This window comes from Duganella lactea, from assembly GCF_009857505.1.
Classification (GTDB): domain Bacteria; phylum Pseudomonadota; class Gammaproteobacteria; order Burkholderiales; family Burkholderiaceae_D; genus Rugamonas; species Rugamonas lactea.
Genome location: NZ_WWCP01000018.1, coordinates 85,812 through 109,498 on the forward strand (window position 1 = coordinate 85,812; position 23,687 = coordinate 109,498).

Consider the following 23,687-nt stretch of genomic DNA (forward strand, 5'->3'; position numbering starts at 1 on the left):
ATCCTCAAGTACCGCCGGGCTGCGACTTGGCCAGCCAGCGCTGGCGATATTCCTGCCAGCCGCGCAGCTGCAAGGGCGTGGCCAGCGCGTTGCCACCTTGCGGCGCCGTGCCCCAGTGATGCAGCATCCAGCCGCCGCAACTGGTGCCGCTGGTGTCGCTGGAGGAAGCGATGGACTGCTGCGGGCGCAGCGCCGCCAGCAGCGGGGCGAAATGCGGATTATCGGTATAACTGCCTTCCACCACCACCGGCCCGCTGGCGCCGAGCGCGGTCAGACAGTAGTCGCTCATCAGCACGCAATACAGCGTGGCCAGCGCGTAGGCTTGCTGGCGGCTGTGCGGCGCCGGACCGTCGATGCGGCCAGCGCGGCCGGCGAACGGACCGCCGGCGGCCGCGAAGCAGGGCAGCGCCATGCTGTCCTGGTCGATCAGCGCTTGCAGATCGTCGATGCCGCAGACTTGCGGCTCGGCGCCGGCCAGTTCGGCAAATTCGCGCCCGCCCATGAAGCGCATGCAGGCCACCGGCTGGCCCAGCGCATTGCTGTTGGCCAGCATGTCGGCCTCTTCACGCAATCCGTCCAGCGGCATGCCGATGGCGGCGGCGATCACCCAGGTGCCGGTCGACAGCACGGTCAGCGGTTCCCCTTGGCCACCCACAGGCAGGTGGCGTAGCAATGAGGCGTTGCTGTCATGGATGCCGCAGATGACCTGGCAACTGGACGGCAGGCCGCTGTGCGCCGCCACCTCCGGCGTGAGCGTGCCCAGCGCTTCCCAGGCCGGCCGCATCGGCGGAAACAGCCCGCGCCAGCCCATGCCATCAACCAGCGACGAATAATCCTGCCGCGCCGGTTGCCACAAGTCGGTATGGCAGCCGAGCGAGGTCACCTCGCTGGCGGCCACGCCGGACAGGCGCCAGGCCCAGTATTGCGGATACATCAGAATCTGACGCGCCCGGCTGAAATCATCCGGGAAGGCATGCGCCAGCCACGCCAGTTGGCGCCCCAGGTTCAGGCCGGCCGGCAGTTGCGGTGAATGCGTCGATTCATAGGCGGGGCGCAGTGCGGCGTAGTGTTGCAGCTGGGCGGCCGGCGGCTCGTACTCGTAATCCAGCACCGGCAGCACCAGTCCGTTGTCGTCCACCAATGCGGCGGTGGCGCCGTGTGTGACCGGCACAATCGCCGCTACCGGCGCGATGTCGCCCAACTCGCGCAGCGTGTCCAGCATCCAGTTCCAGATGCGCTCGGTGTCGTGACGCGGATAGGGACCGTCGCGCAGCACCGCGTTCGGCATGCGGCGGCTGGCCAGCGTGGCGCCGCCTTGATCGAGCAGCACCAGCTTGACGTTGGTCTTGCCGATGTCCAGTACGATGGTGGCGCTCATTTGGCCACCTTCTTGCCGCGCAGCAGACGCGGCAGGGCGATGGTCACCAGCAGCAGCACGCCGACCACGATGGTCATGTAGATGCCCGGAATATTCGCCAGCGACAGGCCATAGGTGACCGTGCCCAGCGTCAGCACCGCCAGCAGCACGCCGCCCATGGTGCCGGCGCCGCCGGCAATGCTGACGCCGCCAAGAATCACCATGGTGATCACTTCCAGTTCCCAGCCCATGGCGATATTCGGCCGGGTGCTGCCGATGCGGCCGGTCAGCAGCCAGGCCGCCAGGCCGGCCATCAGGCCGGTCAGCACGAACAGCGCCAGCCGGTAGCGCTCCACCGGAATGCCGGAGAAGCGCGCCGCCACCGGATTGTTGCCGATGGCGTAGATGCGGCGTCCCCACGCGGTCGCGTGCAGCATCAGCGCGAACCCCGCCGCCAGCACCAGCAGCAGCACGAACTCGCGCGGGATGAAGTCAAAGAAATAGCCCTGGCCCCAGTCCGCCATGATTTGCGGATAGCCGGTGTAGGCCTTATCGCCCAGCACCACGCTGGCCAGGCCGCGGAACAGCGATACCGTGCCGATGGTCACCACAATCGATGGCAGCGCGAAGCGCGTCACCAGCAAGCCGTTAAGGCAGCCGCACGCCATGCCGGTGGCCAGCGCGATCGGCAGCAGCGACGCCGGCGGCGCGCCGGCGCTGTGCGCCATGCCCATCGCCACCGACGCCAGCGCCAGGATGCCGGCCACCGAAATATCGATCTCGCGGATGATGATCAGCAGCGCCATCGGCAGCGCGATCAGCGCCTTTTCACTGAAGTTGAAGGTGCCGTCCGCCAGGTTGTACGGATCGAGAAAGGTCGGCAGCAGCGCGCCGTTGACCGTGAAGGCGATCGCCAGCAGCAGGAGCAACAGCATCTCCCAACTGCCCAGCGCGGTGCGCAGGCAGAACACCGGCTGGTCGGCGATGACGTAGCGTGACGTGTGTGCCACGGAAGTGAGGACGGTCTGGTTCAAGTGCCACTCCTGCGCGCCTGCGGCTGGATCTTGTGCAGCGGCAGAATCTGTCGCCCTTTGCCGAGGCCGCCGCGCGAATTGATCAGCACGGCCGTGAGGATGATGGCGCCGGTCAGCGCACCTTGCCAGAACGGCGACACCTTGACCACCGGCAGCGCATTGCCGATCACCGACAGGAACAGGCCGCCCAGCACGGCGCCCGCCACGCTGCCGCTGCCGCCGGCGATGCTGATGCCGCCGATCACGCAGGCGGCGATGACGGTGAATTCAAAGCCGTAGGCGATCTCGGTGTAGGCCACGGCGTAGCGCGCCACCCACAGATAGCCGCACAGGCCCGCCATCAGGCCGGACAGGCCGTAGGTCCACAGCAAGCGCTGCGCGATTGGAATGCCGACATAGCGCGCCGACGCCGGTTCGTTGCCGATGGCGTACAGGTCGCGGCCGAAACGGCTGTGCCGCGCCAGATACCAGGCCGCCAGCACCGCCACGGCGGCGATCCACACCAGGTGTGTCAGGCCGAACAGGCGGCTCAGCGGGAAGGCAATGAACTCGGGCGGCATCTGGTGCGACGACACCCAGGCGCCGCCGGACAGCACAAACACCAGCCCGCGATAAACGCTCATGGTGCCCAAGGTGACGACGATCGGCGGCAGTTGCAGATAGCCGATCAGGTAGCCGTTGACCAGACCGAGCAGCAAGCCGATGCCGGCCGCCGTCAACATCACGAGCAGCAGTGGCAGTTCCGGATGCTGCGAGGCCAGCAGCGCCGCCAGCATGCCGGACAGTGCCAGGGTAGAGGCCACCGACAGGTCGACGCCGCGTGTCACCAGCACCAGCATCTGCGCCAGCGCCATCATGATCAGCAGGGTGGAATCGGTCAGCAGATTGGCCAGGCTGCCGCCGCTGAGGAACACCGGCGCGCGCCAGCCGACCAGCAGGATCAGCGCCACCGTCAGCAGCGCCAGCTGTACTTCGCGTAATTTCAGAAATGTCATTGCTGCTCCCCGGCGGCCAGTTGCACGCCCGACGCCGCCGCCACCACGATTTCCGGCGTGGCCTCGGCGCGGCGGTATTCATTGATGATGTGGCCCTGGTGCATGACCACCACGCGGTCCGCCAGTCCCAGCACTTCCGGCAGTTCGGACGACACCAGAATCACCGACAGTCCCTGCGTGACCAGTTGCGCGACGAAGCGGTGCACGGCCGCCTTGGCGCCGATATCGATGCCCTTGGTCGGCTCGTCGAGGATGATGACGCGCGGCTTGGTGGCCAGCCACTTGCCCAGCACCACTTTCTGCTGATTGCCGCCGGACAGCTCGGACACCAGCTGGCACAGGTTGTGCGCCTTCAGTTCCAGCTGTTCGGCAAAGTGGCGCGCCACCGCGTTTTCCTGCTGGCGCCGTCCGCGCAGCAGAAAGCCCAGTTGATTCAGGATCGGCAGCGTGATGTTGTGCAGGATCGGCAGCGACAGGTGCGCGCCTTGCTGCTGCCGGTCTTCCGGCACATAGGCGATGCCGTGCTTGATGGCGTCGGCAGGGCAGCCGATGTTGATCTCGCGGCCATCCAGCGTCACCTTGCCGCGCGCCGCCGGACTGAGCCCGAACAGCGCCTGCATCACCTCCGAGCGGCCGGCGCCGACCAGGCCGTAGAAGCCGAGGATCTCGCCCCGGCGCAATTGGAAGCTGACATCCTGGAACTCGGTCGGATGGCAGAAGCCGTCCACCGCCAGCAGCACCTCGCCGGGCGTGACATCGGCCTTCGGGTAGGCCTGATGCACGGCGCGGCCCACCATCAGCGCCACCAGTTCCTGTTCGCTGATGTCGTTCAAGGCGCCTTCGGCGACGAACTGGCCATCGCGCAGCACGGTGTAGCTGTCGGCCACCGCATAGATCTCGTCGAACTTGTGCGAGATGAAGATGACGGCGGTGCCGGCGGCGCGCAATTGATCGATGATGCGGTACAACTCCTGAATCTCGCGCTGCGACAGCGCGGCGGTCGGCTCGTCCAGAATCACCACCCGCGCATCCTGCGACAGGGCGCGGGCGATCTCCACAAAGTGGCGCTGCGCCACGCTCAGGTCCTTGACGCGGGCGCGCACCGGCAGTGCCACCTCCAGCCGCTCAAACAGCTGCTCGGCCTCGGCCTCGATGCGGCGCCAGTCGATGCGGCCGGCGGCGCGGCGCGGGTGGCGGCCGACGTAGATATTCTCCGCCACCGTCAGCTCGTCGAACATCACGCTTTCCTGGTGCACGGCGGTGATGCCGGCGCGGGTGGCGTCCTGCGCGCTACTGAAGCGCAGCGGCTTGCCGTCAAGTTCCAGCGCGCCCTCGTCCGGCTGATAGATGCCGGTCAGGGTTTTCACCAGCGTCGACTTGCCGGCGCCGTTCTCGCCGATCAGGGCCATCACTTCGCCCGGACGGACGCTGAGCGACACCTGGTTGAGCGCCACAATGCCGGCAAAACGCTTGCTGATGCCGGACAGCTTGAGCACCGGCGCCGCCTGGCGGTCGAGCGGAGCGCGGCCTGGCGTGTTCGGGGCTGGAACAGGGGCCGGGGCCGCCATGAGATTCATCTGCATAAAACTATCCGCTTAAAAAATACTGGAGAACTGATCGACGTTGCTCTTATCGTAGACAAACGGCGGCGCCATCGCGCCATCGCCGTTGGCGTCCAGCGCGATCTTGCCCATGCGGCCGGCGCTGACGCTACCGCCCGGCTTGGCCGCCGGATCGCCCTTGACGAAGTCGTAGGCGGCGTAAGTGATGGTGTAGCCGAGGTCGATCGGATTCCAGATCGCGAACTCGCGCACCGCGCCGCTCTTGACGTGGCCGGCCATTTCGGACGGCAGGCCGAGGCCGGTAACGGCGACCTTGCCGACCAGCCCCTCGTCAACCACCGCCTTGCTGGCGGCGTTGATGCCGACCGTGCTCGGCGAAATGATCACCTTCAGGTGAGGATAGCTGCGCAGCAGGCCGACCGCTTCGCGGTAGCTCTTGTCGGACTGGTCGTCGCCGTAGGTGGTGGCCACCAGTTTCAGGCCGGCATATTCGGGTTTTTCCAGCACCTTCTTCATCACGCCGATCCAGATGTTCTGGTTGGTCGCCTGCGCCGAGGCCGACAGGATGGCGATTTCGCCGCTGCCGCCGGCCGCCCTGGCCGCCATCTCGATCTGCTTCGCGCCGATCAGTTCGGCGTTGGATGGATTCAGCTGCATCAGCCGGCCTTCCGGCGCCAGGCCGCTGTCGAACGACAGCACCTTGATGCCGCGCGCCATGGCCTTCTTGGCGATCGGCACCAACGCGTTCGGGTCGTTGGCGGAAATGACGATGGCGTTGACCTTCTGGCTGATCAGCGAGTTGATGATTTCAATCTGCCCCTCGGCGGATGGCGTGGTCGGGCCGGTGTAGATGATTTCGACGTTTTTCAGCTCGCCGGCGGCCTGCCTGGCGCCGTTGTGCGCGGCGTCGAAGAAACCATTGCCCAGGTTTTTGACCACCATGGCGATGCGGATCTTTTCATCGGCCGGCGGCTTGCCACAACCGACTAGGAGGGCGAGGGCGGCCAGCACGGCCGCGATGGATGGATAGTGTTTCAATGCGAAATCTCCGGTTGGTACAAGGCTTCCAGTTGCGAGTCAAAAACGTTACCGTAGGTGGCGGGCGCGGCTTCAGGGGGCAGGGCTTCCGGTTCGACGGTGACCACGCGCACGCCGTTCTGCTCCAGCTGCTGCACGGCGGCGTCGGAGGCGTGGGTGTCGGTGATCACGGTGGACACGCGACCCAGGCCGCACAGGATCAGGCCCGCCTTGCAGGAAAACTTGGAGCTGTCGGCGAGCACCACCAGTTGTTCGGCCTGGTTGATCAGGCGCTGCTCGGCCTGGATCAGCAGCGGGTCGGCTTCCAGCAGGCCCAGCAGCGAGACGCCGTAGACGCCCATGAAAATCTTGGCGGCGTAGTGGTGCTGGGTGATGTCGTTGTCGAACGGGCTGAGGATGACGTTCTGTTCGCGATAGACCTTGCCGCCGGGGACGATGATTTCGTTCTCGCTGGTGGTCAGCAGGCGCTCGGCCATCAGGAAGGAATTGGTCAATATCTTCAGTTGTTTGTCGACCAGGAACTCGGCCATCATGAAGGTGGTGGTGCCGCCGTTGATGATGATGGTTTCGCCGTCGTCGCACATGGCGGCCGCACAGCGCGCGATGCCGCGCTTGCGCTCGGCGTTGTTCTGCATATTGTTCTGGAAGGTTTCGCTGGCGTGGGCCAGCCCGCGCACCTTTTGCGGCAGGTTGGCGGCGCCGCCACGCGTGCGCGTCAGCAGGTTGCGCTCGGCCAGCCAGCCGATGTCGCGCCGCACCGTGGCTGGCGATGAGCTCAGCCATGTCACCAGCTGCGGCACGGTCACGCTCTGGTGCTCGGCCAGCAGTTTCAGCAAACGCTTGCGGCGCTTGTGTTTGATCACGATGGTCTCCTGTTGTTTTGTGCAATCACTTCGGGCGGCATGCGTCGCGCTCGCGAAATGTTGCTTTATTGTTTCCAAGGCTAATGCATTTCAAAAACCGCCGTCAATCATTGGATGATCAACTCGGTGATTGTTTTGCGTTACGTGTCTCATCACATGATTTCTCCAATCACCATTTTGATTATTTAACGCTTAATCATGATCTTGATCGTTCGCCGATTGACACCCGCCGGCCTGCTGATTTCTACTGGCTGCCATCGCCACCAATGGCCCTCATCGCACCAAGCACACATCAACAACGGAGATCAGCAATGAATCAAGCGAAGCAGAAAGAACCGATCAGCTCTTTGTGGGACGACAGCAAGGCCGCTCAAATGAGCGAACCTGAACTGCTGCTGTACCGCTCCAACCTGCTCGGATCGGATCTGCGCATCACCAATTTCGGCGGCGGCAACACCTCGGCAAAAGTGACGATGCCGGACCCGCTCAACGGTGAGCAGGTCGAAGTGCTGTGGGTGAAAGGCTCGGGCGGCGACCTCGGCAGTATCAAGCTGGACGGGTTCTCGACGCTGTACATGGACAAGCTGAACGCGCTGAAAAACCGTTATCGCGGCCTGGAGCACGAAGACGAGATGGTCGGCTACCTGCCACACTGCACCTTCAACCTGAACCCGCGCGCCGCCAGTATCGACACCCCGCTGCACGCCTACATCGCGCGCAAGCATGTCGACCACATGCACCCGGATTCGGTGATCGCCATCGCCGCCTGCGCCAACAGCAAGGAACTGACGCAAAAGATTTTTGAAGGCGAACTGGGCTGGCTGCCATGGCAGCGTCCGGGCTACGACCTGGGCCTGAAGCTGGAAGAGGTGTCGAAGAATAATCTTCAACTGAAGGGCATCATTCTCGAAGGCCACGGCCTGTTCACCTGGGGCGACACCGCCAAGTCCTGCTACGAGACCACGCTGGCCATCATCAAGCGCGCCGGCGACTGGCTGGACGCCAATGTCAAGCAGCCATCGTTCGGCGGCGCCGCCGCGCAGCCGCTGCCAGCCGAACAGCGCGCCGATTTCGCCGCGCGCCTGATGCCCATCCTGCGCGGCAAGATCAGCAAGGATGAGTTCAAGCTGGGCCACTTCGACGATCAGGACGCGGTGCTGGAATTCGTCTGCAGCCGCGACCTGCAACCTCTGGCCGCGCTCGGCACGTCATGCCCGGATCACTTCCTGCGCACCAAAATTCGTCCGTTCGTGGTCGATTTCGACCCGGCCAAGCCGGACTTTGACAAGCTGGTGGCCGGTCTGGACGACGCGCTGGAAGCCTACCGTGCCGACTACAAGGCCTACTACGACCGTTGCAAGCGCAGCAACAGCCCGGCCGTGCGCGACGCCAATCCGATCATCTACCTGATTCCCGGCGTGGGCATGCTGTCGTTCGCCAAAGACAAGGCCACCGCGCGCATCGCCGGCGAGTTCTACGTCAACGCCATTAACGTGATGCGTGGCGCGAATGGCGTCGATAAATATGTTGGCCTGCCGGAGCAGGAAGCCTTCGACATCGAATACTGGCTGCTGGAAGAAGCCAAGCTGCAACGCATGCCGAAACCGAAATCGCTGGCTGGCCGCATCGCGCTGGTGACCGGCGGCGCCGGCGGCATCGGCCAGGCGGTGGCGAAACAGTTGCTGCAAGAGGGCGCCTGCGTGCTGCTGACCGATATCGATTCGGCAGCGCTGTCTGAAGCGCACAAGAATCTGGCCAAGGTGGCCGGCAAGGACGCTGTCGCCAGCGTGGTCGCCAACATCACCGGCGAGGACGCGGTGGACGACATTCTGAAAGCATCGTCGCTGAACTTCGGCGGCGTTGACTTGCTGATTTCGAACGCCGGCATCGCCTCGTCGGCGCCGCTGGAAGACACCACGCTGGAGGTATGGAACCGCAACCAGGACATCTTGGTCAAGGGCTACTTCCTGGTCAGCCGCGCCGCCTTCCGCATCATGAAGCAGCAAAAACTGGGCGGTTCGATGGTGTTCGTCGCCAGCAAGAACGGTCTGGTGGCGTCGGCCGGCGCGTCGGCCTACTGCACCGCGAAGGCGGCGGAAATCCACCTGGCGCGCTGCATCGCGCTGGAAGGCGCGCCGCACGGCATTCGCGTCAACGTGGTCAATCCGGACGCGGTGATTCGCGGCTCGCGCATCTGGGACGGCAAGTGGAAGGAAGAACGCGCCCAGTCCAACAAGATCGAAGCCGACGACGTGGAAGACTTCTACCGTCAGCGCAGCATGCTGAAACTGAGCGTGCTGCCGGAGGACATCGCGGAAGCCGTGTATTTCCTGGCCTCCGACAAGGCCGGCAAGAGCACCGGCAACATCATCAACGTGGATGCCGGCAACGCCGCAGCCTTCACCCGATAAGAACAACAGAGGAGACAAAACATGGGTACGCTCATTGATCAGGCCCTGGTGGCCGAACATAACGCCAAGCTGAAAGCCGACCTGGACGCCGACTACGAGGCGCTGGCGGGCAGCTTGTCGCGCCGCGGCGTCGACATCGAAACGCTGACCGCGCAGGCGGAGAAATTCGCCGTGGCCCTGCCCAGCTGGGGCGCGGGCACCGGCGGCACGCGCTTCGCCCGCTTCCCCGGCAAGGGCGAGCCGCGCAATGTATTCGAGAAGCTGGATGATTGCGCGGTCATCCACCAGCTGACCCGCGCCACGCCGGGCGTGTCGCTGCACTTCCCTTGGGACAAGATCAGCGATACCGCCGAGCTGCGCGAGAAAGCCCGTAGTCACGGCCTGTATTTCGATCTGGTCAACTCGAATACTTTCCAGGATCAGCCTGGACAGGCGCACACCTACAAGTACGGCAGCCTGACGGCGCAGAACGCCGCCGCGCGCGAGCAGGCGGTGGCGCACAACATCGAATGCATCGAGCTGGGCCGCGCGCTGGGCTCGAAGGGGCTGACGGTGTGGATAGGTGACGGCGCCAACTTCCCCGGCCAGAACAATCTGCGCGGCTCGCTGGAGCGTTATCTGGACAGCATGCGTGCGATCTATGCGGCCTTGCCGGACGACTGGCAGGTCTACATCGAGCACAAGTTGTTCGAGCCGGCGTTCTACGCCACCACGATCGCCGACTGGGGCACCAGCTTTGCGTGTGCGCAGGAGCTGGGGCCGAAGGCTAAATGCCTGGTCGATCTGGGTCACCATGCGCCCAACACCAATATCGAGATGATCGTGGCGCGCCTGGCGCAGTTCGGCAAGCTGGGCGGCTTCCACTTCAACGACAGCAAGTACGGCGACGACGATCTGGATTCCGGCTCGATCAACCCGTTCCAGCTGTTCCTGGTGTTTAACGAGCTGGCCGACGCCGCCCAGCGGGAAGGCGCGTCGTTCAAGACCGCCAACATGCTGGACCAGTCGCACAACGTCACCGATCCGATCGAAAGCCTGATGAGCAGCGCGGTGGAAGTGCAGCGCGCCTTCGTGCAGGCGGCGCTGGTGGATCGTGAGGCGCTGCGCGGTTTCCAGGAATCGAACGATGTGCTGAACGCGGCGCAGACGCTGAAGAAGGCGTTCCGCACCGATGTCAGCCCGATTCTGGCGATGGCCCGTCTGCGCATCGGCGGCGCGATCGATCCGGTGGCGGCGTATCGCAGCGCCGGTTATCGCGAGCAGGTGGCGGTGGCTCGTCCGGCCAAGGCCGGCGCCAGCAGCAGCGGTATCGTGTAAGAGACCGTACTCCGTCATTCCCGCTTTCGCGGTAATGACGGGTTCAGGCGGTGTATGGCTTGCCGTTGACGGTGACGTTCTCTAGCCTGAGGTTGCTCACACCGGTGGCGTGCAACTCACCGTCGCCCAGGCGAACATCGAAGTCCTTCAACAAAATATCGCTGATCGTGGTCTGCCCCGGATTCGGCGCGATATTCCCCAACGTCCCGGCCGTGCCGCTGAAACCCGTGAAGCTGATGTTGCGCACGGTCGATTGCGGCGGCTTGTTACCAAGCAGATTGGTGTACTGCGACCACGGAATGATGTCCACAATGGACGCGCTCTTGCCAGCCAGCCTGATGTTGCGGTAGTGGATATCCTCGTAATGCTGCGGCGTGTCCGAGCGTAGCTTCAGGTGCGCAACGCGCACATCGCCCACCTCGCAATCCTCGATCAGCACGTCGCGCACAATGGTGGCCTCGCTGCCCAGCGTCAGCACGCTGTGGCCGCGCTTGAACACGCAGTTGCGTACGCGGATATGCTCCACCGGCGGGCTGCTGCGGTCTTCCAGCGCGAGCGGACCTTTCGAGCCCTTGGCGGCGATGCAGTCGTCGGTGACGGAGAAGTAACAGCCTTCGACGGTGACGCGCTGGCAGCTGTCCAGATCGATGCCATCGGTGCTCGGCGCCTGCGGGTAATCGTCCGGCACCAGGAAGCGCGCCTTGCGCACCGTGACATCCTGACAGTTGTAGATATGCAGGTTCCAGAACTGTGCATCCTTGAACGTCACTCCCTCCACCAGCACATCGCGCGATTCTTCGAGTAGCGCCAGGCGCGCGCGCGGCAGGCCGAGGTTGGGGAAGTTATGCGGATCTTTGGCGGCGTTGCGCAGTTGCCAGAACCGGTCCCAGACCGGCCTGCCGGCGCCGTCCAGCGTGCCTTCGCCGGTGATGCGCAGGCCGTCGCAACCCTTGGCGTTGATCAGCGCGGGCGTGAAGTTGTCCTCGAAGTGGCCTTCGATGCGGGTGCGGCGACCGGGGAAGTTGCGCATGTCGGTCGAGCATTCCAGTACCGCGCCGGGCTCGAAGTGCAGGTGTACGCGCGGCTTGAGGAACAGCGCGCCGCTGACGAACCTGCCAGCCGGCACCACCACCGTGCCGCCGCCTTGCGCGGCCAACTGGTCGATCGTCGCCTGAATGGCGGCGGTATTGACCGTCTTGCCATCGGCGACGGCGCCGGATTCAGTGATCGGTTTGCGGACGGCGCCTTGCGCGGCGACCTTGCCCACCGCGATGGCGAGCGAGGAGGCCAGCAAGGCCCGGGTGAAACGGCGGCGAGTGGCATCGGCTGACATGGGGTCCCCTGATAAATAAATCAGCGGTCATGATGAGCCTGATGCGACCCGCCGCGCAAGCGGGTAGCAATCAATCCCGTGAGTAATTACCACCAGACCGTGTACACCACCACCAGCAAGGCCAGCACCACCGCGCTGCCGAAGGCGAAGCGGCGATCGACACGGAACATGGCGAGCTCGAATTCCAGCGGCTTGGCGGATTTGTCCAGCGGCTTCGCCAGGCTGAGCAGAATCATGCCGACGACGCAGATCAGGAACACAAAGCCCATGCGATCAAGGAACGGAATCTCATACACACCCGCCGCGTTGGGCACGGCGAAACCGGAGCCGGCCAGAAACGACAGGTTGACCCAGTCCGGCAGGAACTTGAAGATCAACGAGCAGATGAAGCCGCCAATGGTGGCGAACATCGCCGCCGCCGCCGTTGTGCGTTTCCAGAAGAAGCCCAGCAGGAACATGGCGAAGATGCCCGGCGACACAAAGCCGGTGTACTCCTGGATGTACTGGAAACCGCCTTTCTTGTCGATGCCGAGGAACGGTGCGATCACCACCGCCAGCAGCAGCGAGACCACCACGGTGACCCGTCCCATCCACACCAGCCGCTGTTCGCTGGCGTTCGGTGCGAACACTTCCTTGTAAATGTCGAGCGTGAAGATGGTGGCGATGCTGTTGGCTTTGCCGGCCAGCGAGGCGACCACCGCCGCCGACAACGCGGCGAACGCGACGCCTTTCAGGCCCGACGGCAGCAGCGCCAGCAGCACCGGATAGGCGTGGTCGGGATTGAGGCCACCGGCGTCGGTCATGGCGGTGCCGAGCGCGCCGGACTGATGCAGCACGAACGCGGCGATGCCGGGCACCACCACAATCAGCGGCATCAGCATCTTGAGGAAGCCGGCAAACAGCAGCCCGGCGCGGGCGGTCGCCAGATCGGCGCCCAGCGCGCGCTGGGTGATGTACTGGTTGCAGCCCCAATAGTTCAGATTGACGATCCACATGCCGCCCAGCAGTACGGTCAGGCCCGGCAAGTCGATGTAGTTCGGGTTCGACGGTTGCAGCACCATGTGGAAGTGGTCCTGCGCGCGTTCGGTCATCAGCTTGAAGCCATGGATGACCGTGCCGCCGCCGTCCAGGTCGGCCACCATCTCCAGCGCCAGCCAGGTCGTCGCCAGGCCGCCGGCCACCAAGCAGGCCACCTGGATCACGTCGGTATAGCCAATCACCTTCATGCCGCCCAGCGTGATAAACATCGCCAACACCGCCAGCACGACCATGCACGGCATGATGCCGATGCCGGCGATGCCGCTGATGGCGATCGCGCCGAGGTACAGGATCGAAGTCAGGTTCACCACGATATACAGCGTCAGCCAGAACACCGCCATCACCGTCGCCACCGTGTTGTTGTAGCGCTGACGCAGGAACTGCGGCATGGTGTAGATGCGATTCTTCAGGTAGACCGGCATGAAGAAAATCGCCACGATGATCAGCGTGGCCGCCGCCAGGAACTCATAGCTGGCGATCGCCATGCCCATCTTGAAGCCCGAGCCGCTCATGCCGATGAATTGTTCGGCGGAAATGTTGGACGCGATCAGCGAGGCGCCGATCGCCCACCAGCTCAGCGAACCTTCGGCCAGGAAGTAGGCATGGGACGGCGACGCCGCAGCCTGCCGCTTACGATAATGGACCCATAGGCCATAGCCGGCCACGAGCAGGATGTAAGCGAAGAATACAAACAAATCCAGATGACTCAAGATATTAGTTCCTTCTTAATAAAAGAAAAGGCCGGGCAAATGTCGCAAATGCTAGCGTGAAAACTTGTCGAATAGGCATAAGTAAATTCACGTTAGCCATGCGAATTTCGTATAAGCGTCGCGCCGCCAGGCCCGGCGATGGCGGCAGGTAGGTCGTGGAAATCGCAGGTTTCGGCGTGGGTGACCAGCGCCGGCGGGCAAGCCGCAAGTGTGAGGGGGAACCGCATTTGTCTCGTTATCGTAATGTTATTTGCCGACATGATACCGCAATCACGAGCTTGATTATTGTCCTTTCGCGATTGACATGCGTTGGTCGGCTGATTTCTACTGAAGGGATGAAAAAACGTATCCTGTGCCTGCTCATTTGCGCGGTGGCGTGCGCCCATGCGGAGCCGCCCGGCGGCGACGACAGCGCCTTCCGTTTTTCCACCGTGGCCGAGGTGCAGCGTTATCTGGCGGCGCCGCCGGACGAGGCGCGGCCGATGGTGCGCTGGTGGTGGTTTGGTCCGGCCGTGGTCAAGCCGCAGCTGGAACGCGAAATGCTGGCCATGAAGCAGGGGGGCTTTGGCGGCTTCGAGATTCAGCCGGTGTATCCGATGGAGCTGGACGATCCTGCGCGCGGCATCCGCAATCTGCCTTATCTGTCGGCGGATTTTCTTGATGCGGTCAGCTTCGTCAACCAGAAGGCGCATGAGAATAATCTTCGGGTCGATATGACGCTGGCCAGCGGCTGGCCTTACGGCGGGCCGCATGTGCCGGTGACGGAGGCGGCGTCGCGCCTGCGCGTGGCGCCGGTCACGCTGCCGGCCGGCGCGGACTCGGTGGCGCTGCCGCCGATCGGCAGCGGCGAGAAACTGGTGGCGACGTTTGCCGGCGCCGGTGACGCCAAGCAGTTTGACGCCACCCGGCTGGCGATGATCGCGCCGGTGTTGGCCAATGGGCGCGCCCAGGTGCCGCCAGCGGCGGATGAGCGGGTCGTGGTGTTTTACATTGCCAGCCGCACCGGGCAGCAGGTCAAGCGCGCCGCCGTTGGGGCGGAGGGCTTTGTGCTGGACCATTTGAGCCGCACGGCGATCGATCATCATTTGCGGCAGGTGGCCGAGCCGCTGCTCAAGGCGTTTGGCGACCAGCCGCCGTATGCGGTGTTCTCGGATAGTCTGGAGGTGTACGGCACCGACTGGACCGACGATTTCCTGGCCGAGTTCCAGCGTCGTCGCGGCTATGACCTGACGCCGCATCTGCCGCTGGTCTATGGCGGCCAGGGGCCGGATGCCGGCGCGCTTCGGCGCGATTGGGCGCTGACGCAGACGGAGCTGGTCAACGAACGTTATCTGACGCCGGTTGACGCTTGGGCGAAACAGCATCGCACGCGTTTCCGTTCGCAGACGTATGGCGAGCCGGCGGTGTCCTTGTCCAGCAATCGGCTGGTGGCGTTGCCGGAGGGTGAGGGCCCGCAGTTCCGCGAGTTTTCCTTCACCCGGCTGGCCACGTCGGCCGGCCATCTTTATGGCCGCAACGTGATCTCGGCCGAAACCTGGACCTGGCTGAATTCCCCGGCCTTCGCCGCCACGCCGCTGGACATGAAGGTGGAGGCTGACCGCATGCTGCTGCAGGGCGTGAACCTGTTCGTTGGCCATGGCTGGCCGTACACGCCACCGGGTGCGCAGGAGCCGGGATACGCGTTCTATGCGGCGGCGGTCTTCAACAATCACCAGCCCTGGTGGAGCGTGATGCCGGATGTGAATGCGTATCTGCAGCGCACCAGCTATCTGCTGCGACAGGGCGAGCCGGCCAACGACGTCGCGCTGCTGCTGCCGAATAATGATGTGTATGCCGAATCCAAACCGGCCAAGGTTTCGCTGTCGGCCGAGATGCATCGACATGTGACGCCAGTGGTGATGGAGCAGATTCTCGATGCCGGCCACAATCTCGACTTCCTCGACGACGAGGCGCTACGCGACAGCGGCAAGCGCTATCCGCTGATCGTGGTGCCGCATGCCACGCGCATGTCGGTCGAGACGCTGGAGCGGCTGATTAAGCATGTGCGCGGCGGTGACAAATTGATCGCGGTCGGCGGCAAGCCGTCGCTGGCGCCGGGCTATCTGGATGCGGCGGCGCAGACAAAGCGGGTGCGCCAGTTGAGCGATCAGTTGTTCGCGCTGCCCGGCGTGTCGGTGGTGGCGGAGGAGGGGGCGCTAGGCGCGGCGGTCGGCAAGGCGATCGCGCCGGATTTCGCGGTGGCGTCGCAGGCCGCGTCGATCGGTTTTATCCGCCGCAAGCTGGCCGATGGCGACATCTACTTCATTGCCAACACCAGCAACCGCGAGGTGCGAACCAGCGCAAGGATCGCCGCGCGGCGTGCCTCGGCGGCCTGGTGGAACCCGCACGACGGCTCGGTCACGCCGGCCACGGTGCGGCCATCGCTGGAATTGACCCTGGCGCCATATGAGTCGCGCGTGCTGGTGCTGTCGGATAGCGCGAGTGCGGCGCCCGCACCCGTCGCATCGCGCATCGCCACCGTGGCGGATCTGGGCGGCGACTGGCAACTGCGCTTCCCCGGCGCCGGCGGCGCACTGGCGCAACCGCGCATGCTGACGCGCCTTACTTCCTGGACCGACGATCCGGCCACACGCTACTACTCCGGCATCGGCATTTACAGCAAGACGGTCAAGCTGGACGCGGCGCAACTGCAAGCGCAGCGCCTGACGCTCGATTTCGGCCTGGGGACGCCGCTGGAGAGCAGCCCCAAGGTCCCCGCCGGCATGCGCGCCATGCTGGACAGCCCGATCCGCGAAGCCGCCGTGGTCTACGTCAACGGCCAGCGTGCCGGCGCCGTCTGGCACCCGCCGTATAGGGTTGATGTCGGCAAGCTGCTCAAGTCCGGCGACAACCGCATCGAGGTGCAGGTGGCCAACCTGTCGCTCAACCTGTTGGCGGGCCAGGAGCGTCCCGACTATCGCCTGCTGTGGGCGCGTTACGGCCAACGTTTCGTGCCACAAGATACGCACCTGATCAGCCCCCGGCCATCGGGCATGCTGGGCCAGGTACGGCTGCTTTCGGAGACCCTGCAATGAACAAAAAGACCCTGTGGCTGGCGCTGACGCTGGCCTGTGCATCCCACGCAAACGCGCAGCAAAACTACCCGCTGCCGACGCCGGAGATGCAAGCCATCATCGACAAGGACTCGACCCGTTTCTTCGGCGACGCGCCCGCCGACGCCGGCCCGCGCGCGACCGACCTGTCGCCGGAGCTGAGTCCCGCCGCCATCGACAAGGCGATGCGCAAGGTGGCCGACTGGCAGCTGGAGCGCACCATGCGCCATCTGGACAAGATCTGGACTTCGGCGGTGCTGTTCAGCGGCTTCATGGCCGTCGCCGAATCGACCGGTGATCCGAAATACCGCGACGCCATGCTGGCCATGGCCAATGGCTTCGAGTGGAAACTGCGCACGCCCTATCCGAACGCCGACGATCTGGCCGTCGCCCAGACCTATCTGGAGCTGTATTTCGAGCAGCCGTCAGCGGAGCGCATCGCTCACACCAGGGCGCAGCTGGACACGCTGATCGACCTGAAAACACTGCGCCCCGGCGATGACCGGCTGCCCTGGTGGTGGTGCGACGCGCTGTTCATGGCGCCGCCGGTCTGGGCGAAGATGTACCAGGCCACCGGCGAGCGCAGATACCTGGACTATGTTCACACGCAGTGGCGTCGGACCTATGATCTGCTGTATGACAAGGACGAACACCTGTACGCCCGCGATGCCAGCTACAAGAGCAAGCGCGAAGCCAATGGACAGAAGGTTTTCTGGTCGCGCGGCGAGGGTTGGGTAATGGGCGGCCTGGCGCGTACGCTGGCGTACATCCCGGTCGATGATCCGCAGCGCCCGTTCTATATCGAACAACTGCGGCAGATGTCGGCCCGCATCGCCCAGCTCCAGGGGCCGGATGGTCAATGGCACGCCGGCCTGCTGGACCCGACCAGCTATCCGCTGCCGGAAACCTCCGGCGCGGCGCTGTTCGTCTACGGCATGGCCTATGGCGTCAATCAGGGCTATCTGGACGCCGGCACGTATCGCCCGGTGATCGCGCGTGCGTGGGCCGGGCTGCTGACCAATATCTACGCCGACGGCCGCCTGGGCGGCATTCAGCAGACCGGCGCCGAACCGGCGTTTTACCGTCCGGCGTCCAGCTACAACTACGGTGTCGGCGGCTTCCTGCTGGCCGCCGCCGAACTGAAGAAACTCGCCAGCCGTCAGCGCGCTCCCTGATACATCAAACCGCTGTCGTTCAGGCCGAACTTGAACTTGCGGTTCATCTCGATGATCTCGGCGCCCGCCAGCAGCACCGGGCCGTATCCATGGGCGGCCTTGGTGCTGACCGGGCGATAGTAGTAGAACGCCGGGTCGAACGCCATGCCGGTGCCGACGCACGTGCCTTCCACCTCACCCTTGGCGTTGACCTTGGCGGCCACCGCGTTCCAGGCCAGGTTGGCCATCGGGCCGAACATCTCCTTGTCCAGATAGCCGCGGTTGACGCCGCGCGCGATCGCGTAGGTGTAGATGGCGCTGGCCGAGGTTTCCAGGTAGGAGTCCGGGCGGTCGATCAACTGGTGCCACAGGCCGTCCTTGTGCTGATACCTGGCCAGGCCGTTGGCGTGCGCGCGGAACTGCGCTTCCACCGCCTTGTACTGCTTGTGATTCTTCGGCAGCACGTCCAGCACTTCCACCATCGCCATCAGCGCCCAGCCGTTGGCGCGCGCCCAGTGCAGCTCGGGATGGTCGCGCATGCCTTCGACGTAGCCGTGCATATAAATGCCCAACCGCGGGTTGAACATGCGGCGGGAGAATTGCAGCACCTGGCGGGCCGCGTCGTCATAGTATTTGGCGTCGCCAGTGCGCTTGCCCATCAGCGCAATGGTCGGCACGCCCATGAACATGTCGTCCAGCCACAGCGTGTTGGCCAGCGGCCGCATTTTCGGCTGGCCATCGGCGCCCGGACCGCCGCGCGCCAGCGTGCCGTCCTTCAGGCGATATTCCTTCTCGGTGACGAAGGTGCCGCAGATCGGTACCAGTTGGCTGTAATCGACCTTGATGCCGGCTTGCTGCGCCTTCAGAAAGCTCATGCACAAGGCGCCGGCGTCGTCCAGCGCGTGCGGGTTGAGGAAGCTTTTGATCGGCGCATGGGCGTTGGCCTTGTCGGCCTGCACCACCGGCAGGTAGAGCCGGGTCAGGTCGGCCATCAGTTGGTGACGCTTGACGGTGTAGTCGGTGTAGCGCTGGTCGCCGGTGGCGCTGCCGGCGGCCAGCATGCCGGCGTAGGTCACGCCCCATTCATAGCTGGTCAGGCGGAAGTCGCCTGGCTTCAGCACCGCGTCCGGATCGGGTTTGTCCAGTTTGGCGATGGGGGCGTGGCTGTCCTTGTTGATCAGTTCGGCGGGGGTGACGGCGTCCAGATAGCCGAACACGCGGTCCAGCACCGCCTTGACGTCGGCCGCGTCCATGGCGCGGTAGGGATTGGGGTAGGTGACGGTCAGTGCGTGCAGCATGGCGTCCGCTGTGTTGGGGCCTTTTTCCTGCGCCGGCGGCGCGTGCTGGGCCAGCACGTGGCCGGACAGGGGCAGGGCGGCGGCGATGACGGCGGCCATCAGCAGATGTTTGGTATTCACTTGTTGCGGTCTCCACTATAGGTATTGATCACGTCACACTAACCGATACAGGCAGAAATTTGCACCGGAAATGATCGAATAATCTTATTGTTGATTGAAGCCGGACGGCCCTGTGATCAACTCGTTGAGTATTTCTTAAAAGCGAGGCAAGGCCGCCACAACCTCAGTCTACCGTGCGGCGTTTGCTACGTAACATGGCCGGTGAGCACCAAGCTCGGATAAAAATAACCGGAGACTCGTATGCACATCAGTAAAAAGAGAGGAATGCAGCCGACATTGATCCATATCGGCGTGGTCGCCATGCTGGCGTCGCTGTCAGCACACGCGCAGCAGGTCGCGCCGCCGGCGGAGGACAATCAAACGGTGGTGGTGGTGACCGGTTTTCGCGCCAGCTTGAACAGCGCGCTGAACACCAAGAAGAATTCCGATGGCATTGTCGACGTCATCAAGGCCGAGGACATCGCCAAATTCCCCGACGCCAATCTGGCCGAATCGCTGCAGCGCGTGCCCGGCGTGGCACTGGCGCGCGGCGACGGCGGCGAAGGCAAGCAGATCACCGTGCGCGGCCTGAACGCCGGCTTTACCCGCGTGCGCATCAACGGCATCGAGGGCGTGGCGGCGACCGGCGCTTCCGACATCAACGGCAGCACCAACCGTGGCCGCGGCTTCGATTTCTCGGTGTTCGCCTCCGAGCTGTTCAACAGCCTGGAAGTGCGCAAGACGTCGGAGGCCTCGGTGGAGGAGGGCTCGCTGGGCGCCACCGTCGATCTGCGCACCGCGCGGCCGTTCGACTTCAAGGACCGCACCATCAGCCTGGGCGTGCAGGAATTCCGCAACACGCTGACCGAGAAAACCCAGCCGCGCGTGACCGGCCTGATCTCGGACCGCTGGAACACCGACTACGGCAAGTTCGGCGCGTTGATTTCCGGCGCCTTCGCCAAGCGCCGCGCCACCGAGGAGGGCTATGAGGCGGTCGAGCTGCTCAGCGCCAGTGCCGACGGCGGCTTTTGCTCGCCGGTGGGCGCCGCGGTGCAGAATCCGGGCAACAACGCGGTCAAAGGCATCAACGCCGCCAATTGCGGCTTCAATCTGCCGCGCACCTCGGTGCCCAGCGCCTACAACGATGTGATGTCGCGACTGGACAACTATGGCGGCACGGTGGCCAGCCCGGCGGCCGGCTCGGGCGCCTTCGCGCCGCGCATTCCGCGCTATCGCCGCTCGCAGACCGACTATGAGCGCACCGGCATCACCAACTCCTACCAATGGCGGCCGAACAACGAGACGGAGTTCAATCTGGACTTCATGTACGGCAAGTTCGCCAACACGCGCTATGACAACTACATCTCGGCCATCTCCTTCGGCCGCACGCTGGGCGCGGCCAACGGCAAGCCGCAGACCTCCATCGTCGATAGCCATTTCGACGGCAACGGCAGCTGGGATTACGGCAAGTTCAACGGTGTCGACGTGCGCACCGAGGGCCTGGTGGACGTCTACACCACCAAGTTCCGCCAGCATGTGCTGTCGGGCAGCCACAAGTTCAGCGACACCGTCAAGCTGGACTTCATGACCGGCAGTTCCAACAGCAACCTGAACGAGCCGATGCGCGCGACGGTGCAGTTCGACTCGCCGAACGCCAACGGCTTCTCCTGGGACTTCCGCAACAACCGCAACGTGCCGGCGCTGAACTTCGGCATCGACATCACCAATCCGAACAGCTTCAGCTTCGGCCCGCAGGAGACGGACGGCACGGTGCACGGCCAGTTCGTTGGCCGCTACCTGGACACCACCAACAAGTTGCAGACCCATGCGGCCAACCTGAGCTGGGAGGTCAACGACCATCTGACCACACGGGTCGGCCTGTCCAAGCGCAAGAACACCTGGAGCAATTACGAGGTGGGTTCGGGCGCCAACGGGCTGACGCTGCCGTCGGGCGTCACCATGGCCAGCATTTCGCGCCAGATCACCGGCTTTGGCAGCGGACTTGGTGGCACGGGCGTGCCCTCGTCGTGGGCGGCGGTGGATCTGGATAAATTCCTGTCCGTCTACAACATCGAGTGCCATTGCTCGGCGGTGCCGGGGTCGGAATACAATCTGCTCGGCCAGACCAACCGCAACGTCGAAGAGAAGATCGATGCCGCCTACGGCATGCTCGACTTCAACTACGACGCGCTGGGCATCGGCTGGCGCGGCAACGTCGGCGTGCGCGGCGCCGATACCACCGCCACCTCGTCGGCGCTGATCAACGTCAACGGCAAGCTGCAGCCGAACGTCGGCGTGAAGAAGTACCGCGACTGGCTGCCGGCGTTGAACCTGACCGCACAGTTGCCGAAGGATGTGTTTGTGCGCTTCTCGGCGGGCAAGACGCTGTCGCGGCCGGAGTATGTGGACCTGGCGCCGTCGGCCACCGTGTCGCAGATCGCGCAGTCGGTCTCGATCGGCAATCCGCAGCTGGACCCGATCCGCGCCAAGACCTACGACCTGCAGGCCGAGTGGTATTACGCGAAGAACGCCATGGTGTCGCTGGGCTACTTCCACAAGGACATCGGCTCCTTCATCCAGAGCGTCAACGAACGCGTGCCTTACAACACGCTGGGCCTGCCGAACGAGCTGCTGGTCTTCAACGGCTGCTCGATCACTGGCGCCACGCCGGTCTGCCCGACGCTGCCGAGCACCGAAGTGGTGGTGAGCCGCAAGGTCAACACGGCTGGCGGTCCGCTGAACGGCCTGGAGTTCAATTTGCAGGCGCCGTTCAGCTTCCTGCCAGCGCCGTGGAACAACTTCGGCGTGCTGGCCAACGCCACGCATGTGAAGTCGAAGATCACCTACATCACGCGGGTGGACAATCCGACCACGCCGGCCAACGAGCAGCTGACGCAGGTGGCCAACTTTACCGGCTTGTCGCCGAATACGCGCAACCTCACGCTGTACTATGAGGATCAGAAGTTCAGCGCGCGCGTGTCGGCGGCTTATCGTTCGTCCTACATTCTGGCGGTGCTGGGGGATGTGAACGGGGCGGACTACACCACTGTCGATGGTTCGACCAATGTGGACATGAGCCTGTCGTACAACGTCACGCCGCAGTTGCGGGTCAGCCTGGAGGGGCAGAATCTGCGCGACACGCCGTTGCGCTATGGCCGCGACACCCAGCGCAACGACACGCTGCTGTACGTGCACTCGGGCCGGACCTTCGTGCTGGGGCTGAACTATAAGTTCTGAAGTTTTGTCGTTCCTCATACGGCCTGGGCAAGCCAGGCCGTAGACTGAGCGGATGCCATCCACCGCGCCATCCGCCCGTTACGACTCGCCTTGGAAAGCCGCGCTGACGCATGCTTTCCGCGCGTTCATGCGCTTCTACTTCGCCGAACTCGGCGCCGCGATCGACTGGTTCAAACGGCCGCGCTTCCGCGACAAGGAACTGGCCGGCATCAGCCTGGGCGGTACGCCCGACGGCCTGATTGCCGACAAGCTGGTCGAAGTCCACCTGCGCGACGGCAGCGTGCAATGGGTGCTGATCCATATCGAAGTCCAGGCCCAGTATGAAGCCGGCTTCGCGCGGCGCGTGTTCGATTACAACTACCGGATTGAAAAGGAATATGCTCAGCCGGTGGCGAGCCTGGTCCTGCTGGCCGATGACAAGCCCGATTGGCGTCCGGATGCTTATCATCGCCAGACGTTGGGAACGGCCACCACATTTCACTTTGCCCATGCCAAGCTGCTGGACTATACAGACCGGACGGATGAGTTGATGGCCTCGCACAATCCTTTTGCGCTAGTCACGTTGGCGCATCTGCGCACGCAGCAGGCCGGCCATGACGCGGATCGCTTGTACGCCGCCAAGTGGCAACTTACAAAACTACTGTATCAACATCGTTGGAGCAAGGCGCGCATAATTGTGCTGTTCAAGGTAATCAACTGGATGATGGCCTTGCCGGAGCCGTATCAGCAACGCTACTGGCAAGCCATCCTGAAGCTGGAGAAGGAGCGGAACATGGAATGGATCAGCCCGTTAGAACAGTCGTTCATGGACAAGGGATGGGAAAAAGGACTGAAAAAGGGCCGCAAAGAAGGCCTGCAAGAAGGCGTGCAGAAAGGATTGGAGCAAGGTCTGGAGCAGGGGCTGGAGCAAGGACTGGGGCAAGGCCGCAGGGATGGTGTGGTGGCAGTGCTGGAACGGCAGCTGACGAGGCGGTTCGGGCCGCTGTCGAACACGACGCGCGTCAAGCTGGCGAAGGCCAGCAGGACGTGTAAGAAATTCTGTGTGTGCGGGGCCGGTTTTTAGTTAATCGCGTTCGTGAAGCGTTCGCCAAACATGATGGCAAATTGATTGGCCGCCAGCTTCCAAGTCCGCTGTGGCATCTTCCAATC

At 64.0% G+C, this 23,687-nt stretch carries 15 protein-coding genes; 6 read left to right on the forward strand and 9 right to left on the reverse strand.

Annotation, left to right across the window (positions count from 1 at the left end):
* Positions 1-4: 4 nt before the first annotated feature.
* The 6 genes from GTP44_RS15730 to GTP44_RS15755 are packed head-to-tail and all read right to left on the reverse strand — an operon-like array spanning position 5 to position 6,849.
* A complete protein-coding gene (locus tag GTP44_RS15730) occupies positions 5-1,378 on the reverse strand; it encodes an FGGY-family carbohydrate kinase (protein ID WP_161020175.1) in 1,374 nt (457 codons plus the stop codon).
* On the reverse strand, positions 1,375-2,391 hold the full coding sequence (locus GTP44_RS15735; protein ID WP_202424099.1) for an ABC transporter permease: 1,017 nt from the start codon (positions 2,389-2,391) through the stop codon (positions 1,375-1,377). Before GTP44_RS15735 ends, GTP44_RS15730 begins: the two co-directional genes overlap by 4 nt.
* The gene (locus GTP44_RS15740; RefSeq protein WP_161020176.1) at positions 2,388-3,386 is read right to left on the reverse strand and encodes an ABC transporter permease; all 999 of its coding nucleotides are present in this window, start codon (positions 3,384-3,386) and stop codon (positions 2,388-2,390) included. Before GTP44_RS15740 ends, GTP44_RS15735 begins: the two co-directional genes overlap by 4 nt.
* A complete protein-coding gene (locus GTP44_RS15745) occupies positions 3,383-4,969 on the reverse strand; it encodes a sugar ABC transporter ATP-binding protein (RefSeq protein WP_161020177.1) in 1,587 nt (528 codons plus the stop codon). The genes GTP44_RS15740 and GTP44_RS15745 overlap by 4 nt, the downstream gene beginning before the upstream one ends.
* A 12-nt stretch (positions 4,970-4,981) precedes the next feature.
* A complete protein-coding gene (gene rhaS, locus GTP44_RS15750) occupies positions 4,982-5,986 on the reverse strand; it encodes a rhamnose ABC transporter substrate-binding protein (RefSeq protein ID WP_161020178.1) in 1,005 nt (334 codons plus the stop codon).
* Positions 5,983-6,849 carry a DeoR/GlpR family DNA-binding transcription regulator gene (locus GTP44_RS15755; protein WP_161020179.1) on the reverse strand — a complete coding sequence of 289 codons (867 nt, stop codon included), beginning with the start codon at positions 6,847-6,849 and terminating at the stop codon, positions 5,983-5,985. Before GTP44_RS15755 ends, rhaS begins: the two co-directional genes overlap by 4 nt.
* A 311-nt stretch (positions 6,850-7,160) precedes the next feature.
* Between GTP44_RS15755 and GTP44_RS15760 the strand changes: the two genes are divergently transcribed.
* On the forward strand, positions 7,161-9,260 hold the full coding sequence (locus GTP44_RS15760) for a bifunctional rhamnulose-1-phosphate aldolase/short-chain dehydrogenase (RefSeq protein WP_161020180.1): 2,100 nt from the start codon (positions 7,161-7,163) through the stop codon (positions 9,258-9,260).
* 21 nt (positions 9,261-9,281) lie between these two features.
* Positions 9,282-10,577: an L-rhamnose catabolism isomerase gene (rhaI, locus tag GTP44_RS15765; protein ID WP_160989933.1), complete on the forward strand. Its 1,296-nt coding sequence runs from the start codon at positions 9,282-9,284 to the stop codon at positions 10,575-10,577.
* A gap of 43 nt (positions 10,578-10,620) precedes the next feature.
* On the opposite strand, the gene GTP44_RS15770 is transcribed toward rhaI, so the two are convergent.
* Both GTP44_RS15770 and GTP44_RS15775 read right to left on the reverse strand, forming a co-directional pair.
* Positions 10,621-11,910, reverse strand: coding sequence for a glycoside hydrolase family 28 protein (locus tag GTP44_RS15770; protein WP_161020181.1), 1,290 nt, complete (start codon positions 11,908-11,910; stop codon positions 10,621-10,623).
* Between the two features lie 86 nt (positions 11,911-11,996).
* A complete protein-coding gene (locus GTP44_RS15775; protein ID WP_229256933.1) occupies positions 11,997-13,658 on the reverse strand; it encodes a sodium:solute symporter family transporter in 1,662 nt (553 codons plus the stop codon).
* Positions 13,659-13,993: 335 nt separating this feature from the next.
* On the opposite strand from GTP44_RS15775, the gene GTP44_RS15780 reads away from it, so the two are divergent.
* Positions 13,994-16,732 carry a glycosyl hydrolase gene (locus GTP44_RS15780; RefSeq protein ID WP_161020182.1) on the forward strand — a complete coding sequence of 913 codons (2,739 nt, stop codon included), beginning with the start codon at positions 13,994-13,996 and terminating at the stop codon, positions 16,730-16,732.
* The gene (locus tag GTP44_RS15785) at positions 16,729-17,925 is read left to right on the forward strand and encodes a glycoside hydrolase family 88/105 protein (protein ID WP_161020183.1); all 1,197 of its coding nucleotides are present in this window, start codon (positions 16,729-16,731) and stop codon (positions 17,923-17,925) included. The genes GTP44_RS15780 and GTP44_RS15785 overlap by 4 nt, the downstream gene beginning before the upstream one ends.
* Here the strand turns inward: GTP44_RS15785 and GTP44_RS15790 are convergent.
* Positions 17,910-19,322, reverse strand: coding sequence for a glycoside hydrolase family 88/105 protein (locus GTP44_RS15790; RefSeq protein ID WP_371867232.1), 1,413 nt, complete (start codon positions 19,320-19,322; stop codon positions 17,910-17,912). The genes GTP44_RS15785 and GTP44_RS15790 overlap by 16 nt on opposite strands.
* A gap of 264 nt (positions 19,323-19,586) precedes the next feature.
* Here GTP44_RS15790 and GTP44_RS15795 point away from each other — a divergent pair, with 264 nt between their 5' ends.
* Together GTP44_RS15795 and GTP44_RS15800 are read left to right on the forward strand one after the other, a co-directional pair.
* A complete protein-coding gene (locus GTP44_RS15795) occupies positions 19,587-22,538 on the forward strand; it encodes a TonB-dependent receptor (RefSeq protein ID WP_161020184.1) in 2,952 nt (983 codons plus the stop codon).
* A 52-nt stretch (positions 22,539-22,590) separates the two neighbouring features.
* Positions 22,591-23,601, forward strand: a complete 1,011-nt coding sequence (locus tag GTP44_RS15800; protein WP_161020185.1) for an RpnC/YadD family protein — start codon at positions 22,591-22,593, stop codon at positions 23,599-23,601.
* Positions 23,602-23,687 lie beyond the last annotated feature (86 nt).

Excerpts from the sequence above, each read along its gene's own strand:
- GTP44_RS15800 (WP_161020185.1), top strand. The coding sequence starts at position 22,591 with ATGCCATCCACCGCGCCATCCGCCCGTTACGACTCGCCTTGGAAAGCC.
- GTP44_RS15730 (WP_161020175.1), bottom strand. The coding sequence starts at position 1,378 with ATGAGCGCCACCATCGTACTGGACATCGGCAAGACCAACGTCAAGCTG.
- GTP44_RS15745 (WP_161020177.1), bottom strand. The coding sequence starts at position 4,969 with ATGCAGATGAATCTCATGGCGGCCCCGGCCCCTGTTCCAGCCCCGAAC.
- GTP44_RS15785 (WP_161020183.1), top strand. The coding sequence starts at position 16,729 with ATGAACAAAAAGACCCTGTGGCTGGCGCTGACGCTGGCCTGTGCATCC.
- GTP44_RS15740 (WP_161020176.1), bottom strand. The coding sequence starts at position 3,386 with ATGACATTTCTGAAATTACGCGAAGTACAGCTGGCGCTGCTGACGGTG.
- GTP44_RS15780 (WP_161020182.1), top strand. The coding sequence starts at position 13,994 with ATGAAAAAACGTATCCTGTGCCTGCTCATTTGCGCGGTGGCGTGCGCC.
- rhaI (WP_160989933.1), top strand. The coding sequence starts at position 9,282 with ATGGGTACGCTCATTGATCAGGCCCTGGTGGCCGAACATAACGCCAAG.
- GTP44_RS15795 (WP_161020184.1), top strand. The coding sequence starts at position 19,587 with ATGCAGCCGACATTGATCCATATCGGCGTGGTCGCCATGCTGGCGTCG.
- GTP44_RS15770 (WP_161020181.1), bottom strand. The coding sequence starts at position 11,910 with ATGTCAGCCGATGCCACTCGCCGCCGTTTCACCCGGGCCTTGCTGGCC.
- GTP44_RS15760 (WP_161020180.1), top strand. The coding sequence starts at position 7,161 with ATGAATCAAGCGAAGCAGAAAGAACCGATCAGCTCTTTGTGGGACGAC.